Annotated in this window: 13 protein-coding genes; 11 read left to right on the forward strand and 2 right to left on the reverse strand. The window is 68.9% G+C overall.

From position 1 onward, the window contains the following. Window positions 1–10: 10 nt before the first annotated feature. Window positions 11–1,186: an MFS transporter gene (locus CFB47_RS15460; RefSeq protein WP_089457198.1), complete on the reverse strand. Its 1,176-nt coding sequence runs from the start codon at window positions 1,184–1,186 to the stop codon at window positions 11–13. Window positions 1,187–1,333: 147 nt separating this feature from the next. Between CFB47_RS15460 and CFB47_RS15465 the strand changes: the two genes are divergently transcribed. The 8 genes from CFB47_RS15465 (at window position 1,334) to lnt (ending at window position 9,637) form a co-directional block, all read left to right on the forward strand. Continuing rightward, window positions 1,334–2,266 (forward strand): LysR family transcriptional regulator, encoded by a 933-nt coding sequence (locus tag CFB47_RS15465; protein ID WP_089461607.1) that lies wholly within the window; start codon window positions 1,334–1,336, stop codon window positions 2,264–2,266. A 215-nt stretch (window positions 2,267–2,481) separates the two neighbouring features. Beyond that, window positions 2,482–3,855 carry a tRNA (N6-isopentenyl adenosine(37)-C2)-methylthiotransferase MiaB gene (gene miaB, locus CFB47_RS15470; RefSeq protein ID WP_089440968.1) on the forward strand — a complete coding sequence of 458 codons (1,374 nt, stop codon included), beginning with the start codon at window positions 2,482–2,484 and terminating at the stop codon, window positions 3,853–3,855. 25 nt (window positions 3,856–3,880) lie between these two features. Next, the gene (locus CFB47_RS15475; RefSeq protein WP_089426281.1) at window positions 3,881–4,927 is read left to right on the forward strand and encodes a PhoH family protein; all 1,047 of its coding nucleotides are present in this window, start codon (window positions 3,881–3,883) and stop codon (window positions 4,925–4,927) included. A gap of 129 nt (window positions 4,928–5,056) precedes the next feature. After that, on the forward strand, window positions 5,057–5,833 hold the full coding sequence (gene ybeY, locus CFB47_RS15480) for an rRNA maturation RNase YbeY (RefSeq protein WP_089440969.1): 777 nt from the start codon (window positions 5,057–5,059) through the stop codon (window positions 5,831–5,833). A 12-nt stretch (window positions 5,834–5,845) separates the two neighbouring features. Beyond that, a complete protein-coding gene (locus tag CFB47_RS15485) occupies window positions 5,846–6,478 on the forward strand; it encodes a gamma-glutamylcyclotransferase (RefSeq protein WP_089440970.1) in 633 nt (210 codons plus the stop codon). 70 nt (window positions 6,479–6,548) lie between these two features. Beyond that, window positions 6,549–6,701: a hypothetical protein gene (locus CFB47_RS41190; protein ID WP_179258948.1), complete on the forward strand. Its 153-nt coding sequence runs from the start codon at window positions 6,549–6,551 to the stop codon at window positions 6,699–6,701. 307 nt (window positions 6,702–7,008) lie between these two features. Continuing rightward, on the forward strand, window positions 7,009–7,896 hold the full coding sequence (locus tag CFB47_RS15490) for an HlyC/CorC family transporter (protein WP_039360042.1): 888 nt from the start codon (window positions 7,009–7,011) through the stop codon (window positions 7,894–7,896). A gap of 52 nt (window positions 7,897–7,948) precedes the next feature. Continuing rightward, on the forward strand, window positions 7,949–9,637 hold the full coding sequence (gene lnt, locus CFB47_RS15495; protein ID WP_089461608.1) for an apolipoprotein N-acyltransferase: 1,689 nt from the start codon (window positions 7,949–7,951) through the stop codon (window positions 9,635–9,637). 73 nt (window positions 9,638–9,710) lie between these two features. Here the strand turns inward: lnt and CFB47_RS15500 are convergent, their stop codons facing one another. Further along, window positions 9,711–11,366, reverse strand: coding sequence for a hypothetical protein (locus tag CFB47_RS15500; RefSeq protein WP_089461609.1), 1,656 nt, complete (start codon window positions 11,364–11,366; stop codon window positions 9,711–9,713). A 321-nt stretch (window positions 11,367–11,687) separates the two neighbouring features. Here CFB47_RS15500 and glyQ point away from each other — a divergent pair, with 321 nt between their 5' ends. Genes glyQ through gmhB form a run of 3 tightly spaced genes read left to right on the forward strand, consistent with a single transcriptional unit; the run spans window position 11,688 to window position 15,388 of the window. Continuing rightward, window positions 11,688–12,692 carry a glycine--tRNA ligase subunit alpha gene (gene glyQ / locus CFB47_RS15505; protein WP_011885965.1) on the forward strand — a complete coding sequence of 335 codons (1,005 nt, stop codon included), beginning with the start codon at window positions 11,688–11,690 and terminating at the stop codon, window positions 12,690–12,692. Window positions 12,693–12,714: 22 nt separating this feature from the next. Then, on the forward strand, window positions 12,715–14,814 hold the full coding sequence (glyS, locus tag CFB47_RS15510) for a glycine--tRNA ligase subunit beta (RefSeq protein ID WP_069248811.1): 2,100 nt from the start codon (window positions 12,715–12,717) through the stop codon (window positions 14,812–14,814). Between the two features lie 10 nt (window positions 14,815–14,824). Continuing rightward, window positions 14,825–15,388, forward strand: coding sequence for a D-glycero-beta-D-manno-heptose 1,7-bisphosphate 7-phosphatase (gene gmhB, locus CFB47_RS15515; protein WP_089426288.1), 564 nt, complete (start codon window positions 14,825–14,827; stop codon window positions 15,386–15,388). Window positions 15,389–15,411: the final 23 nt, after the last annotated feature.

Raw genomic sequence — 15,411 nt, forward strand, 5'->3', positions numbered from 1 at the left:
ATTGCACCGCTCATTGCGCCGCCGGCGCCGTCCCGCGCGCCGGCCCGCGCGCGTCGAGCCGCATCGCGAACCCCGTGACGACGAGCGCCGCGAACGTTACCGCGACGGCCACCCACGGCAGCGCATCGAGCGCCAGGCCGTGTTCCAGCGCAAGGCCGCCGAGCCACGCGCCGAGCGCATTGCCGACGTTGAACGCGCCGATGTTCAGCGTCGATGCGAGATGCGGCGCGCTCGCGGCCTTCTCGACCACGTGGGCCTGGAGCGGCGGCACCGTCGCGAATGCGGCGATCCCCCATACGAACACGGTGACGGCCGCCGCGACCGGGTGGTGGCTCGTCTTGGCGAACACGACCATCACGGCCATCAGCGCGACGAGGATCGCGATCAGCGACGGCATCAGCGCGCGGTCGGCGAGCTTGCCGCCAAGCGTGTTGCCGATCGTCAGCCCCGCGCCGAACAGCACGAGGATCAGCGCGACCGCGTGCGGTGAATAGCCCGACACGGACTGGAGAATCGGCGCGATGTACGTGAACACGACGAACACGCCGCCGAAGCCGAGCACGGTCATCAGCAGCGCGAGCCACACCTGCGGCTCCTTCAGCACGCGCACTTCCTGGCCGAGGCCGACCGGCCCGCTGTCGTGGCGGTTCGGCACCAGCGCGGCGACGCCGCCGAGCGACAGCACGCCGAGCGCGGCGACGATCCAGAACGACGCGCGCCAGCCGAGCAACTGGCCGACGAAGGTGCCGAACGGCACGCCGAGCACGTTCGACAGCGTGAGTCCCGTGAACATCAGCGCGATCGCGCTCGCGCGCTTGTCGGCCGGCACGAGCGACGCGGCGACCACCGCGCCGATCCCGAAGAACGACCCGTGCGCGAACGACGTGACGACCCGCGCGACCATCAGCATCGCGTAGCCGGACGCGGTCGCGCACAGCACGTTGCCGACGATGAAGATCGCCATCAGCCACTGCAGCGCGGCCTTGCGCGGCATGCGGCTCGTCAGCACCGCGAGCAGCGGCGCGCCGGCCGCGACACCGAGCGCGTAGCCCGTGACCAGCAGGCCGGCCGACGGCAGCGACACGGCTAGGTCGCGGGCGACCTCGGGCAGCAGGCCCATGATGATGAACTCGGTGGTACCGATGGCGAAGGCGCTGATCGCAAGCGCCAGTAACGGAATGGGCATGACGTTCTCCGGAAGGCGGCGGACGCGGCGCCAGTCCGATGCCGCACCGCACAAGAAAGCGGGATGTGCGCGCATTGTCCCGAAGACGCCTATATTTGATAATTGGCGTGGCATTTGAACCATTTTCAAATATTTTTGGAAAATTGCATGGACCGACTGGGCGATATCCGGCTGTTCGTCGAGGCGGCCGAACTGGGCAGCCTGTCCGCCGCCGGGCGCAAGCTGAACCTCACGCCGGCCGCCGCGAGCGCGCGGCTCGCGAAGCTCGAGGCGAAGACCGCGACGCGGCTGTTCGAACGGTCGACGCGGCAATTGCGGCTCACCGACGAGGGCAAGCTGTACCTGAACTGCTGCCGTCAGGCGCTGCAGGCGCTCGACGACGCGGACGCGATGCTGCAGGAAGGCCGCAACGTCGTGAGCGGCAAGGTGCGGCTGTCGTCGACATCCGATTTCGGCCGCCACCAGCTGCTCGACTGGCTACACGAATTCACGACGCTGCATCCGGGCGTCACGTTCTCGCTGACGGCGTCCGATTCATCGTCGAATCTGTGGCAGGACGAAATCGATCTCGCGATCCGCTTCGCCGCGCCGCCCGACGGCGCGCTGATCGCCCGCCGGCTCGCGACCAACCGGCGCGTGCTGTGCGCGGCGCCGTCGTTCGTCGAACGCCATGGCGTGCCGGCCGACCCGCACGATCTGGCCCGATTTCCCTGCAACGTGATCACGATCGCGTCCGGCCCGATGAACACCTGGCACTTCACGCGCGGCGACGAAGTGCAGATCCACACGGTGCCCGTGTCGACCGCGTTCGAGACCAACGACGGCGGCCTCACGCGCGAATGGACGCTGCGCGGCCACGGCATTGCGCTGAAGTCGCTGTGGGACATTGCCGACGACGTCCGCGCGGGCCGGCTGCGCGTGCTGCTGCCCGACTGGCGGCACCAGGACGCGCCGCTGCATGCGATCTATCACAGCAAGCGCTACATGGCGCCGCGCGTGCGCGTGCTGCTCGACTTTCTCGCCGAACGCTTCGCGCGCGAGGAAGCCGCGCTCGACGACCTGCTGAACACGTGCCGCTGACGGCCGGCCCACCATCATGCAGGGTCGGAACGTGAAAACCGGCGTCGCGTACCCGCAACCGGCCGCCCGTCCGTCGGGGCCCGAAAAGCTATAATGGAAGGCTTCCCCGACGGCCTTTCCTGTCCGATGCGCGCGATCCGCGTGCAGCGCACGGCCGTCCCGATTCACCTTATAGACGACGCCCCCAGGTCAACCACTGCGAACGGCGAACCCCCATGACCAAGAAAGTTTACGTAAAGACCTTCGGCTGCCAGATGAACGAGTACGACTCGGACAAGATGGTGGACGTGCTGAATGCGGCCGAAGGCCTCGAAAAGACCGATACGCCGGAAGACGCGGACATCATCCTGTTCAACACCTGCTCGGTGCGTGAAAAGGCACAGGAGAAGGTGTTCTCCGATCTCGGCCGCGTGCGCGAGCTGAAGGAAGCGAAGCCCGGCCTGCTGATCGGCGTCGGCGGCTGCGTCGCGAGCCAGGAAGGCGCATCGATCGTGTCGCGCGCGCCGTACGTCGACCTCGTGTTCGGCCCGCAAACCCTGCACCGCCTGCCGCAGATGATCGACGCACGCCGCGAGAGCGGCCGTGCGCAGGTCGACATCTCGTTCCCCGAAATCGAGAAGTTCGACCACCTGCCGCCCGCGCGCGTCGAGGGGCCGAGCGCGTTCGTGTCGATCATGGAAGGCTGCTCGAAGTACTGCAGCTACTGCGTGGTGCCGTACACGCGCGGCGATGAAGTGTCGCGCCCGCTCGACGACGTGCTGACCGAAGTGGCCGGCCTCGCCGACCAGGGCGTGCGCGAAGTCACGCTGCTCGGCCAGAACGTGAACGCGTATCGCGGCGCGCTCGCGGCCGGCTCGTCGGAAATCGCCGATTTCGCGACGCTGATCGAATACGTCGCCGACATTCCCGGCATCGAGCGGATCCGCTACACGACGTCGCACCCGAAGGAATTCACGCAGCGCCTGATCGACACCTACGCGAAGGTGCCGAAGCTCGTGAGCCACCTGCACCTGCCCGTCCAGCACGGCTCCGACCGCATCCTGATGGCGATGAAGCGCGGCTACACGGTGCTCGAATACAAGTCGGTGATCCGCAAGCTGCGCGCGATCCGCCCGGACCTGTCGCTGTCGACCGACATGATCGTCGGCTTCCCCGGCGAGACCGAGGACGATTTCGACAAGATGATGGCGCTCGTGCACGAGATGCGCTACGACACGAGCTTCTCGTTCATCTACAGCCCGCGCCCCGGCACGCCGGCCGCGAACCTGCATGACGACACGCCGCGCGAAGTGAAGCTCAAACGCCTGCAACATCTGCAGGCGACCATCGAGGAGAACGTCGCGCGCATCAGCGAGTCGATGGTCGGGAAGGTCGAGCGGATCCTCGTCGAGGGCCCGTCGCGCAAGGACCCGAACGAACTCGCGGGCCGTACCGAGAACAACCGGGTCGTGAATTTCCCGGCGCCGCTCGCGTCGCACCCGCGCCTGATCGGCCAGATGATCGACGTGAAAATCAACCACGCGTACCCGCATTCGCTGCGCGGCGAGCTCGTGCTCGTCAGCGACGACGCGAGCGCGGCCACGCACTGATGCTCAACAGGAGCCCGACGCCACTTTGAAGCCGACCCAAGCACTGGAATTCGTCGCGCCGCGCGACGACAACGCGCGCCTCGCCAACCTCTGCGGCCCGCTCGACGAGAACCTGCGGCAGATCGAACAGGCGCTCGACGTCACGCTGTCGCGACGCGGCCACCGGATCGCGATCCGCGGGCGCGGCGCCAAGCTCGCGCTCGCCGCGCTCGAGAACTTCTACAACCGCGCGCGCGATGCGCTGTCGGTCGACGACATCCAGCTCGCGCTGGTCGAAGTGCGCCACACGTCCGGCAACGGCCGTCAGGACACGCTCGACGTGCGCTTTCGCGGCGACCCCGACCATCCGTTCGACGAGCCCGTCGTACAGCTCGACGCCAGCGAGCCGGACGAGGAGCCCGCGCCGAAGCTCTACACGCGGCGCGCCGACCTGCGCGGCCGCACGCCGGCGCAGCGCGAGTACCTGAAGCAGATCCTGTCGCACGACGTGACGTTCGGCATCGGGCCGGCCGGCACCGGCAAGACCTACCTCGCGGTCGCGTGCGCGGTCGACGCGCTCGAGCGCGACCAGGTCAAGCGGATCGTGCTGACGCGCCCGGCCGTCGAGGCCGGCGAGCGGCTCGGCTTCCTGCCGGGCGATCTCGCGCAGAAGGTCGACCCGTACCTGCGTCCGCTGTATGACGCGCTGTACGACCTGCTCGGCTTCGACAAGACGGCGAAGATGTTCGAGCGCCAGATGATCGAGATCGCGCCGCTCGCGTACATGCGCGGCCGCACGCTGAACCACGCGTTCATCATCCTCGACGAGGCGCAGAACACGACGCCCGAGCAGATGAAGATGTTCCTCACGCGGATCGGCTTCGGCTCGAAGGCGGTCGTGACCGGCGACACGAGCCAGGTCGACCTGCCGCGCGGCCACAAGAGCGGCCTCGTCGAGGCGCAGCAGGTGCTCGGCGGCGTGCGCGGCATCGCGCTCACGCGCTTCACCAGCGCGGACGTCGTGCGCCATCCGCTCGTCGCGCGCATCGTCGAGGCGTACGACGAATTCCACGCGCAGCACCAGGACGGCTGACCGGCCGGCGGCGCCCGTACGCCGCCCCGGCCCGCCAGACGGCGCGCCGGGCTTTTTTTCGCCTGCGCGAATTCGGGTGCGATCGGCCGTTTGGTGTATCCTCAACGCGTCCTAATCGCCGTACGCGTCATGAAATCCTCCCGTTCCCGCAAGTCCGGGCGCGCCCAGTCGGCAGCGCCCGCCTCCCCCCGCCTTTCGCTGTTCGATGCGAAGGGCAAGGCCCGGACCGTCAACGCGCAAGGGCTGCGAATCGACTTCCCGGATGGCCGCAGCCTGATGTTCGACCTGTCGGGCAGTTCGGGAGAAGCCGCCGTCGCGATCGTCGCGCAGCACAACGATCCGGCCATGCGCGCGAAGCTCGCGCTGCAGCCCGAGCACTACGACAGCGTGACGCTGCACGTGGGTGCCGAGCCCGCCCCGCGCGAAGACGACGCCGAAGACGCACTGCGCGAGCCGGAACTCGACCTGTCCGTGCAATACGGTGACGAAATCACGAGCGACGTGCGCAAGACGCTGCCCAAGCGCAAGCTGATCGCCGAATGGATCGAGCCCGCGCTGTTCGCCAGCGCGCAGCTCACGGTGCGCTTCGTCGGCGAAGAAGAAGGCCGCACGCTGAACGCCGGCTACCGCCACAAGGACTACCCGACCAACGTGCTGACCTTCGCGTACGACGCGGCGCCCGACGGCACCGTGATCGGCGACCTCGTGCTGTGCTGCCCGGTCGTCGAGAAGGAAGCGCACGACCAGGGCAAGCCGCTCACGGCCCATTACGCGCACCTGCTGGTGCACGGCGCGCTGCACGCGCAGGGCTACGACCACGAGACGAGCGACGAGGACGCGGCCGAAATGGAAGCGCTCGAAGTCGACATCCTCGCGAAGCTGGGCTTTCCGAACCCATACCAGTAAGCCCTTCGCACGATGCGCAACGCCGCGATGCTCCCGCCCGCCTACCCGCCGTCGATCGGTGAAGGGCGCCTGCTGACGGAAGACGAGCTGGCGGCTTCGCTCGCGCACACGATGCGCGACTGGGACGGCCAGCAGGATCTCTGGCTGTTCGGCTATGGCTCGCTGATCTGGAACCCGGGGTTGCCGACCGTCGCCGCGGTGCGCGGCAAGGTGCACGGCTATCACCGCGGGCTCTACCTGTGGTCGCGCGTGAACCGCGGCACGCCCGAACGCCCGGGCCTCGTGCTCGCGCTCGATCGCGGCGGCTCCTGCTCGGGCATCGCGTTCCGGCTCGCCGGCCCGACTGCGCAACCGCACCTCGAAACGTTGTGGAAGCGCGAAATGCCGATGGGCTCTTACCGGCCCGCGTGGTTGCCGTGCTCGCTGGAAAGCGGCGAACGCGTGAACGCGCTCGCGTTCGTGATGCGCCGCGACGCGCCGACCTACACGGGCAAGCTGACCGATCCCGTCGTGAAGGAAGTGTTCGGCTGCGCGGCCGGCCGCTACGGCACGACGCTCGACTACGTGAGCCGCACGGTCGACGCGCTGCGCGCGAGCGGCATCCCCGATCGCGCACTCGAAGGGCTGCTCGCGCGATGCCGGTGACGCGGCACGGCGCCCGGCTTGCCGCCACGCGCTGCCGCGCTGCGTATGCATTCGAACGAGGGCACTTCCGATGATGAAACCGCCACGCTGGTCGCATTGCATGATTGCCGCGCTGATCGTCGCCGCGAGCGTCGCGCTGTCCGGCTGCGGCATCCTGGGCTGCGGCGGCGCCGCGACCAACGGCGCGGCCGCCGGCGGCTGCTCGGCCGGCATGCGGTTCTGAACCGAGGCGCTGCGACCCAACCCGCGTGCGTCAGAATGCCGCGTCGGGCCGCCGCCGAGCATTTTCCCCCCGTGGCGGCGCCCCACCCCTTCCCCACCCGTTTTTTGCCGCCGCTGCCCCGCCGCGCCGTTCTGAGATAGGATGGAACCGAGGACGATGCCGCGCCCGGCGCGGCCGTCCGCGAGCGGGGCCCGCGCGAGCTGCCCACCCTGGCCGGGCGGCCGGTGTGACACGGTCGCGTCGTGCCCTTGGTGTATCCTTGCCTACTCCGTGACCGCGCGCTCCGGCATGACCCGGGCGCACCACCATGAACGATTCGTATCCCAGTCGTAAGCTAACCGACAAACCGCAAGAAAAGCGCTCGCTGCTCGAGCGCCTGACCGACTTCATCTCGCCCGAGCCCGAATCCCGCGGCGAGCTGCTGGAAATCCTCCAGGACGCCCACGAGCGCAACCTGATCGACGCCGATTCGCTGTCGATGATCGAAGGCGTGTTCCAGGTATCCGACCTGTGCGCACGTGACATCATGGTGCCGCGCGCCCAGATGGACGCGATCAACATCGCCGACAAACCCGAAGATTTCATCCCGTTCGTCCTCGAGAAGGCGCACTCGCGCTACCCCGTGTACGAGGAGAACCGCGACAACGTCATCGGCGTGCTGCTCGCGAAGGATCTGCTGCGTTTCTATGCCGAAGAGGAATTTGACGTGCGCGGGATGCTGCGCCCGGCCGTGTTCATTCCCGAATCGAAGCGCCTGAACGTGCTGCTGCACGACTTCCGCGTGAACCGCAACCACCTCGCGATCGTCGTCGACGAATACGGCGGCGTCGCGGGCCTGATCACGATCGAGGACGTGCTCGAGCAGATCGTCGGCGACATCGAGGACGAATACGACTTCGACGAGGAAGCCGGCAACATCATCTCGGGGCCCGACGGCCGCTACCGCGTACGCGCGCTCACCGAGATCGAGCAGTTCAACGAGACGTTCGGCACCGATTTCCCCGACGACGAAGTCGACACGATCGGCGGGCTGATCACGCATCATTTCGGCCGCGTCCCGCACCGCGGCGAAAAGCTGCAGCTCGGCAACCTCGTGTTCGAGATCCAGCGCGGCGATGCGCGCCAGGTCCACGTACTGCTGGTGCGCCGCAACCCACTCGCCAGCCGTCGCGCCGAAGCCTCGCACGAGGACTGACCGTCGCGCGCCAGCCGCGCGTTCCACAACCGCTCGCCCACTTCCGCTTCACATGGACGATCCGATCCTGTCCCGCCCGGCTGGCGGCCTGCTCGCGCCGACACCCGGTCGCGCGCTGCCGCGCTGGCACTACCCGGCCGCGCTGCTCGCCGGCGCAGCCAATACGCTCAGCTTCGCACCGACGCCGCATGGCGGCTGGCTGCAACTCGTCGTATTCGTCTGGTTTTTCGCGCAGCTCACGCGCACCGCAAGCTGGCGCAGCGCCGCGCTCACCGGCGGCGCGTTCGGCTTCGGCAACTTCATCACCGGCATCTGGTGGCTCTACATCAGCATGCACGTGTACGGCGAGATGGCCGCGCCGCTCGCGGGCGGCGCGCTCGTGCTGTTCTCGCTGTACCTGTCGCTGTACCCGGCGTTCTCCGCCGGGCTGTGGTCGTTCTGCGCGGGCCATGCATGGCATCGCCGCACGCTCGACCCGCGGCCGTTCTCGCCGACCTGGCACGGCGCATTCGCGTTCGCGAGCGCCTGGGCGCTCGGCGAATGGCTGCGCGGCACCGTCCTCACCGGCTTCCCGTGGCTCGCCAGCGGCTATCCGCAGGTCGACGGCCCGTTCGCGGGCTTCGCACCGGTCGCCGGCGTGTACGGGATCGCGTGGGTGCTCGCGCTGTTCGCCGCGCTCGTCGTGCAGGCGCTCGCCGCCGCCCGGCCGTCGCCGCTCGCCGAGCCCCGCGCCGGCGATGCGCGCGTGCGCGTCGCCGTGCCGGCCGGCATCGCGCTCGCGCTGATCGCGGCCGGTATCGGCCTGTCGCAGGTCACGTGGACCGTGCCCGCGAACAAGCCGCTCACGGTGCGGCTGCTGCAGGGCAACGTGAAGCAGGACATCAAGTTCGAGGAAGCGGGCATCGACGCGGCGATCAAGATGTACACGCAGATGATCATCGAGAAGCCGGCCGACCTGATCGTCACGCCCGAAACCGCGATCGCGGTGATGATCCAGGAGCTGCCCGAGCCGTTCGCCGTCGCGATCCGCAAGTTCAGCGACACGACGGGCTCGGCCGTGCTGTTCGGCGCGGTCGGCGCATCGGTGACCGAGGACGGTCACTACGTCGACTACACGAACAGCCTGTACGGCGTGACGCCGAATTCGCGCGACATCTATCACTACGACAAGCACCACCTCGTACCCTTCGGCGAATTCATCCCGTGGGGCTTCCGGTGGTTCGTCGACCTGATGAAGATGCCGCTCGGCGACTTCGCGCGCGGCGCCCCCGTGCAGAAGCCGTTCCTCGTGCACAACCAGCCCGTGATGGCCGACATCTGCTACGAGGACTTGTTCGGCGAGGAAATCGCCGCGACGATCCGCGACAATCCGCAACCGCCGGGCGTGCTCGTCAACGTGACGAATCTCGCGTGGTTCGGCGACACGATCGCGCTCGACCAGCACCTGCAGATCGCGCGGATGCGCTCGCTCGAGACGGGCCGGCCGATGCTGCGCGCGACCAACACAGGGATGACGGCCGCGATCGATGCGCGCGGCCGCGTGCTCGGGCAGTTGAAGCCGTTCACGATCGGCTCGCTCGACGTGCGGATCGAAGGCACCAGCGGCTTCACGCCGTACGTGACGAGCGGCAACAACATCGTGCTCGCGGTGTCGCTCGTGCTGCTCGCGTTCGGCTTCACGTTCGGCCCGGGGCTGCGCCGGCGCAACGGCAAGAAGAACGACGACGACCAGCCGGAATGACGCAACGGGCGGCCGCTGCGCAGTGCGTGGCGGCCGCCGCCGAATCCAACTTGCAGCATCGGCCCGCAGCCGCTCAGGCCTGCCGGGTCGACTCCTCCGATTGAACCGGCTGCGCGGCGAGACGCCGCAGGTCGCGGCTCACCTCCTCCATCACCGGCGCCCACGCGCCGAACACCGGTTGCCGGTACAACGTCGCGGTCGGGTACCACGGGCTGTCCTTGCGTTCGAGCAGCCACGGCCAGTGCGGATTCACGTCGAGCAGCACCCAGGTGCGCGCGCCGAGCGCACCCGCCAGATGCGCGACCGACGTGCACACGGTGATCACCAGATCCAGCGCACCGATGAACGCGGCCGTATCGTCGAAGCTCGTCAGTTCCGCCGTGACGTCCTCGATCGCGAAGCGCGCCGCGCGCGCCGCCTCGACATCCGCGTTCGCGCCCGGCTGCAGCGAATAAAACGCGACGCCGTCGATCCTGCGGAACGCGTCCGCATAGCGCTCGAGCCCGACCCGCCGGAACGGGTTGCGCTGGTGCCCCGCGCTGCCCGTCCACACGAGCCCGACCTTCAACCGGCGGTCGCCCGCGAGCCGCGCGCGCCACGCATCGCGCGCATGCGGATCGGCGCGCAGATACGGCACCGACGACGCGAGCGTCGATGCTTCCATGCCGAGCATCAGCGGCAGGCCGATCAGCGGTACTTCGTAATCGAAGGCCGGCAGCGATTCGATGCCGCCGCCCGCGCTGAACGCGTCCGCATGCGCGCCGAGGCTGCGCTGCATCAGCGTGCCGACCAGCGGGAACGTATTCCAGATGAGCCGACCGCCCTCGCGATGCACGCGCTCGGCGAGCGGCGCGACGAAGCGGCAGAACTGCAGCACGTCGCCGAGCCCCTGCTCGCCCCACACGAGCAGTGTCTTGCCGGCGAGCGGCTCGCCCTGCCAGCGCGGGCCCGGCAGCACCGGCCGGCGGCCGCGCAACTCGCCCGCGCCGTCCCAGCGCGCCTCGTGGCCGCGCCAGCCGGCCGCGCAGTTGCCGCGCACGAGCTGGATGATCGCCAGGTTGAAGCGGAACGACGCGTCGTCGGGCGCCAGCTCGCACGCGCGCGCCGCGTAGCGCTCGGCGTCGTCCCAGCGCTGCGCCTCCTTCATCGCCAGCGCGACGTTGTTCATCGCGAGCGCGTTGTCGGGCGCGAGCTCGACGAGCCGCGCCGCGCACGCGAGCGCGGCGTCCAGGTCGTGCGTCGCGAGCCGCGCGACGACGAGATTGATCCACGCCTGCACGTCGCGCGGGTCGAAGCGCACCGCCGCTTCGAGCAGCGCGATCTCCTCCGCGCGGCCGCTACCCGACAGCCGCAGCGCGATCGCGAGGTTGTTGCGCAGCGATGGCCGGTCGGCATCGAGCGCCAGCGCCGCGCGATACGGCGCCACGGCGTCCGCGTGGCGGCCCGCCATCTGCAGTGCGTAGCCATGATTGAAGTACGCGGTCGCGCCCGGTTGCACGCGCGCCGCGCATTCGGCGAGCGCGAGCGCATCGGCCGTACGCTGCCGCGAGACGAGCGCGCCGGTGAGTTGCGCGAGCGCATCGGCGTCGACCGCATGCAGATGCGCGGCGGCGGCGAGCCACAGATCGTACGCGGCATGCTCGCCGCGCGCCTGCGCGTCGGCGGCCTGCCCGAGCAGCGCGAGGAAAGGCGGCAGCAGCGGAATGAGGATATCGGTCGGATCGTCCATGCAGTCGGAGTCGGCTAGCGGTGGCGCGGCACGCGTCGCGCGCACCGCAATACGCGCATCTTAACGCCCGCGCGAAGCCGCGCGGCACGCGCGTCACGACAGGCCGCACGCGGCCGTCCGGCGGCCATCGGTCACGCCCGCGCGGGCCGCCCGAACGGGGCCGACGGTGTGCCCGCCCGCGTTCCGGCCGCATCCGCTCGCCGATCCGGTAAAATTACGCGTTTCAGCACACTAACAAGCCGCGCCGCCGCGCGAGCCGACCCTCCGGGCCCCGCCCGGAGCGCCGCCCGCAACGGAGCGCCAGCGCCACGAAGGCTCTTCATGCTTACGTTTCAGCAAATCATCCTGACGCTGCAGTCCTACTGGGACAAGCAGGGTTGCGCCCTGCTCCAGCCCATCGACATGGAAGTCGGCGCGGGCACCTCGCACGTCCACACGTTCCTGCGCGCGGTCGGCCCCGAGCCGTGGCGCGCCGCGTACGTGCAGCCGTCGCGCCGCCCGAAGGACGGGCGTTACGGCGAGAACCCGAACCGCCTGCAGCACTACTACCAGTACCAGGTCGTGCTCAAGCCGGCGCCGGAAAACATCCTCGACCTGTACCTCGGCTCGCTCGAGGCGCTCGGCTTCGACCTGCAGCAGAACGACGTGCGATTCGTCGAGGACGACTGGGAAAACCCGACGCTCGGCGCGTGGGGCCTCGGCTGGGAAGTGTGGCTGAACGGGATGGAAGTCACGCAGTTCACGTATTTCCAGCAGGTCGGCGGCCTCGACTGCAAGCCGGTGCTCGGCGAGATCACGTACGGCCTCGAGCGCCTCGCGATGTACCTGCAGAAGGTCGAGAACGTGTACGACCTCGTGTGGACCGAGTGGGAAGAGCAAGGCCCGAACGGCCCCGAGCTGCGCCGCCTGTCGTACGGCGACGTCTACCACCAGAACGAGGTCGAGCAATCGACCTACAACTTCGAGCACGCGAACGTCGACCTGCTGTTCACGTTCTTCAACAGCTACGAAGCGGAAGCGAAGAAGATGATCGACGCGCAGCTCGCGCTGCCCGCGTACGAGCTCGTGCTGAAGGCCGGCCACACGTTCAACCTGCTCGATGCGCGCGGCGCGATCTCGGTCACCGAGCGCGCGGCGTACATCGGCCGCATCCGCGCGCTGTCGCGTCTCGTCGCTCAGGCTTACTACGACTCGCGCGAGAAGCTCGGCTTCCCGATGCTCGGCAACCCGCCGGGCGTGCCGGGCCTCACCACCGACGCCCAGGACGCCGCACAGCCGGCGTGGGCGCCGCCGCTCAAGGTCGAACGCAAGATCGATCAGGACTGACGAGACGAGATTCATTCCAATCATGACGCACAATCATCCCGCCCCCCTGCTCGTCGAACTGCTGACCGAAGAGCTGCCGCCGAAGGCCCTCGCGCGCCTCGGCGACGCATTCGCCGAAGGTCTCGCGCAACGCCTCGCGGCGCGCGACCTCATCGAAGGCGAACTCGTGTTCGAACGCTACGCCACGCCGCGCCGCCTCGCCGTCGTCGTGCAGAACGTGCGCGCCGTCGCCCCTGAAAAGCAGGTCCGCGAAAAGGTCCTGCCCGTGTCGGTCGCGCTCGACGCCGAAGGCAAGCCGACCGCGCCGCTCGCGAAGAAGCTCGCGGCGCTCGGCCACCCGAACCTGTCGATCGCCGATCTCGAGCGCGCGCAGGACGGCAAGGCCGAAGCGTTCTTCATCAACTATTCGGCAGCCGGCGCGACGCTCGCCGACGGCCTGCAGGCCGCGCTCGACGAAACGCTCGAGAAGCTGCCGATCCCGAAGGTGATGACCTACCAGCGCCCGGACGGCTCCGACGTGAAGTTCGTGCGCCCGGTGCATCGCCTGACGGTGCTGCACGACGATCGCATCGTGCCCGTCACCGCATTCGGCGTCGACGCCGGCGACACCACGCTCGGCCACCGCTTCCTGTCCGACGGCCTCGTCGCGATCCAGCATGCACGCAGCTACGCCGACACGCTGCGCGACAAGGGCCGCGTGATCGCGCACTTCGCCGATCGCCGCGAAACGATCCGCACGCAGCTGAACGAACACGCGAACGGCGATACCGTCGTGATGCCCGAGTCGCTGCTCGACGAAGTGACGTCGCTGGTCGAATGGCCGGTCGTCTATCCGTGCCGCTTCGAGGACGAATTCCTGCAGGTCCCGCAGGAATGCCTGATCCTCACGATGCAGACCAACCAGAAATATTTCGCGCTGACCGACGTCGCCGGCAAGCTGCGCTCGCGCTTCCTGATCGTGTCGAACATCGAGACGAAGACGCCGGGCGAGATCATCGAAGGCAACGAGCGCGTCGTGCGCCCGCGCCTCGCCGATGCGAAGTTCTTCTTCGAGCAGGACAAGAAGAAGCCGCTCGCCGACCGCGTGCCGCAGCTCGCGAACGTCGTGTATCACAACAAGCTCGGTTCGGCGCTCGCACGCGTCGAGCGCCTCGAGGCGCTGGCCGGCGAGATCGCCCCCGCGATCGGCGCCGACGCCACGCATGCGAAGCGCGCCGCGCGTCTCGCGAAGGCCGACCTGCTGACCGACATGGTCGGCGAGTTCCCGGAACTGCAGGGCACGATGGGCACGTACTACGCGCGCCACGACGGCGAAGCCGACGACGTCGCGCTCGCCTGCGCCGAGCACTACCAGCCGCGCTTCTCCGGCGACGCCCTGCCGACCACGCCGGTGTCGACCGCCGTCGCGCTGGCCGACAAGCTCGAAACGATCGTCGGTATCTGGGGCATCGGCCTCGCGCCGACCGGCGAGAAGGATCCGTTCGCGCTGCGCCGCCACGCGCTCGGCGTGCTGCGCCTGCTGCTCGAGAAGCAGCTGCCGCTCGATCTCGTGTCGCTGCTGCGCACGGCCCATGCACGCTTCGAAGGCGTGCCGGGCGTGGCCGAATCGACCGATGCGATCCTCGCGTTCTTCATGGACCGCCTGCGCGGCCTGCTGCGCGAGCGCGGCTATTCGGCCGGCGAAATCGACGCGGTGCTGAGCCTGAACCCGACGCGCGTCGACGATCTCGTCGCGCGCCTCGACGCGGTGCGCGAGTTCACGCGCCTCGCGGAAGCCGAAGCGCTCGCGGCCGCGAACAAGCGGATCTCGAACATCCTGAAGAAGTCGGAAGGCGGCGCGAACGGCACGGTGCAGCCGACGCTGCTCGTCGAGGCGGCCGAGAAGGCGCTGCACGAACAGCTCGCGGCCGTGACGCCGCACGTGCAGTCGCAACTCGAGGCGCGTGCATACACGGGTGCGCTGTCGGCGCTCGCCGCGCTGCGCGCACCGGTCGACACGTTCTTCAACGACGTGATGGTCAACGCGGAAGATCCGGCCCTGCGCGCGAACCGTCTCGCGCTGCTGTCCGCGCTGCACCAGCAGATGAACTGCGTCGCCGACATCTCGAAGCTCGCTGCATAAGGGCCGCACGATGCCGACCAGCCCCAACCGAAAGCTCGTCGTCCTCGACCGGGACGGCGTGATCAACGTCGATTCGGATGCGTTCATCAAGACGCCCGACGAATGGATCGCGCTGCCCGGCGCCCTCGAGGCGATCGCCCGGCTCAACCACGCGGGTTATCGCGTGGTCGTCGCGACCAACCAGTCCGGCATCGGTCGCGGGCTGTTCGACATGGCCGCGCTCAACGAGATGCATCTGAAGATGCATCGCGCGGCGGCCGCGGTCGGCGCACGTATCGACGCGGTGTTCTTCTGCCCGCACACGGCCGAGGATCACTGCGACTGCCGCAAGCCGAAACCCGGCATGATGCAGATGATCGCCGAGCGCTTCGAGATCGATCCCGATCACACGCCGGTCGTCGGCGATTCGCTGCGCGACCTGCAGGCCGGCGTCGCGGTCGGCTTCCAGCCGCACCTCGTGCTCACCGGCAAGGGCAAGAAGACGCTCGCCGCCGGCAACCTGCCGCCCGGCACGAAGGTCCACGACGACCTGCGCGCGTTCGCGCTCGATTTCCTTTCACACGAACACGAGTGATGCAGCCGCCGCGCGCATCCTCC

The sequence above is a fragment of the Burkholderia sp. AU27893 genome, assembly GCF_002223205.1.
Lineage (GTDB): Bacteria > Pseudomonadota > Gammaproteobacteria > Burkholderiales > Burkholderiaceae > Burkholderia.

Bases quoted from the DNA above. Each gene is read 5' to 3' on its own strand.
- CFB47_RS15460 (WP_089457198.1), bottom strand. From the start codon at position 1,186: ATGCCCATTCCGTTACTGGCGCTTGCGATCAGCGCCTTCGCCATCGGT.
- CFB47_RS15465 (WP_089461607.1), top strand. From the start codon at position 1,334: ATGGACCGACTGGGCGATATCCGGCTGTTCGTCGAGGCGGCCGAACTG.
- miaB (WP_089440968.1), top strand. From the start codon at position 2,482: ATGACCAAGAAAGTTTACGTAAAGACCTTCGGCTGCCAGATGAACGAG.
- ybeY (WP_089440969.1), top strand. From the start codon at position 5,057: ATGAAATCCTCCCGTTCCCGCAAGTCCGGGCGCGCCCAGTCGGCAGCG.
- CFB47_RS15485 (WP_089440970.1), top strand. From the start codon at position 5,846: ATGCGCAACGCCGCGATGCTCCCGCCCGCCTACCCGCCGTCGATCGGT.
- CFB47_RS41190 (WP_179258948.1), top strand. From the start codon at position 6,549: ATGATGAAACCGCCACGCTGGTCGCATTGCATGATTGCCGCGCTGATC.
- CFB47_RS15490 (WP_039360042.1), top strand. From the start codon at position 7,009: ATGAACGATTCGTATCCCAGTCGTAAGCTAACCGACAAACCGCAAGAA.
- lnt (WP_089461608.1), top strand. From the start codon at position 7,949: ATGGACGATCCGATCCTGTCCCGCCCGGCTGGCGGCCTGCTCGCGCCG.
- CFB47_RS15500 (WP_089461609.1), bottom strand. From the start codon at position 11,366: ATGGACGATCCGACCGATATCCTCATTCCGCTGCTGCCGCCTTTCCTC.
- glyQ (WP_011885965.1), top strand. From the start codon at position 11,688: ATGCTTACGTTTCAGCAAATCATCCTGACGCTGCAGTCCTACTGGGAC.
- glyS (WP_069248811.1), top strand. From the start codon at position 12,715: ATGACGCACAATCATCCCGCCCCCCTGCTCGTCGAACTGCTGACCGAA.
- gmhB (WP_089426288.1), top strand. From the start codon at position 14,825: ATGCCGACCAGCCCCAACCGAAAGCTCGTCGTCCTCGACCGGGACGGC.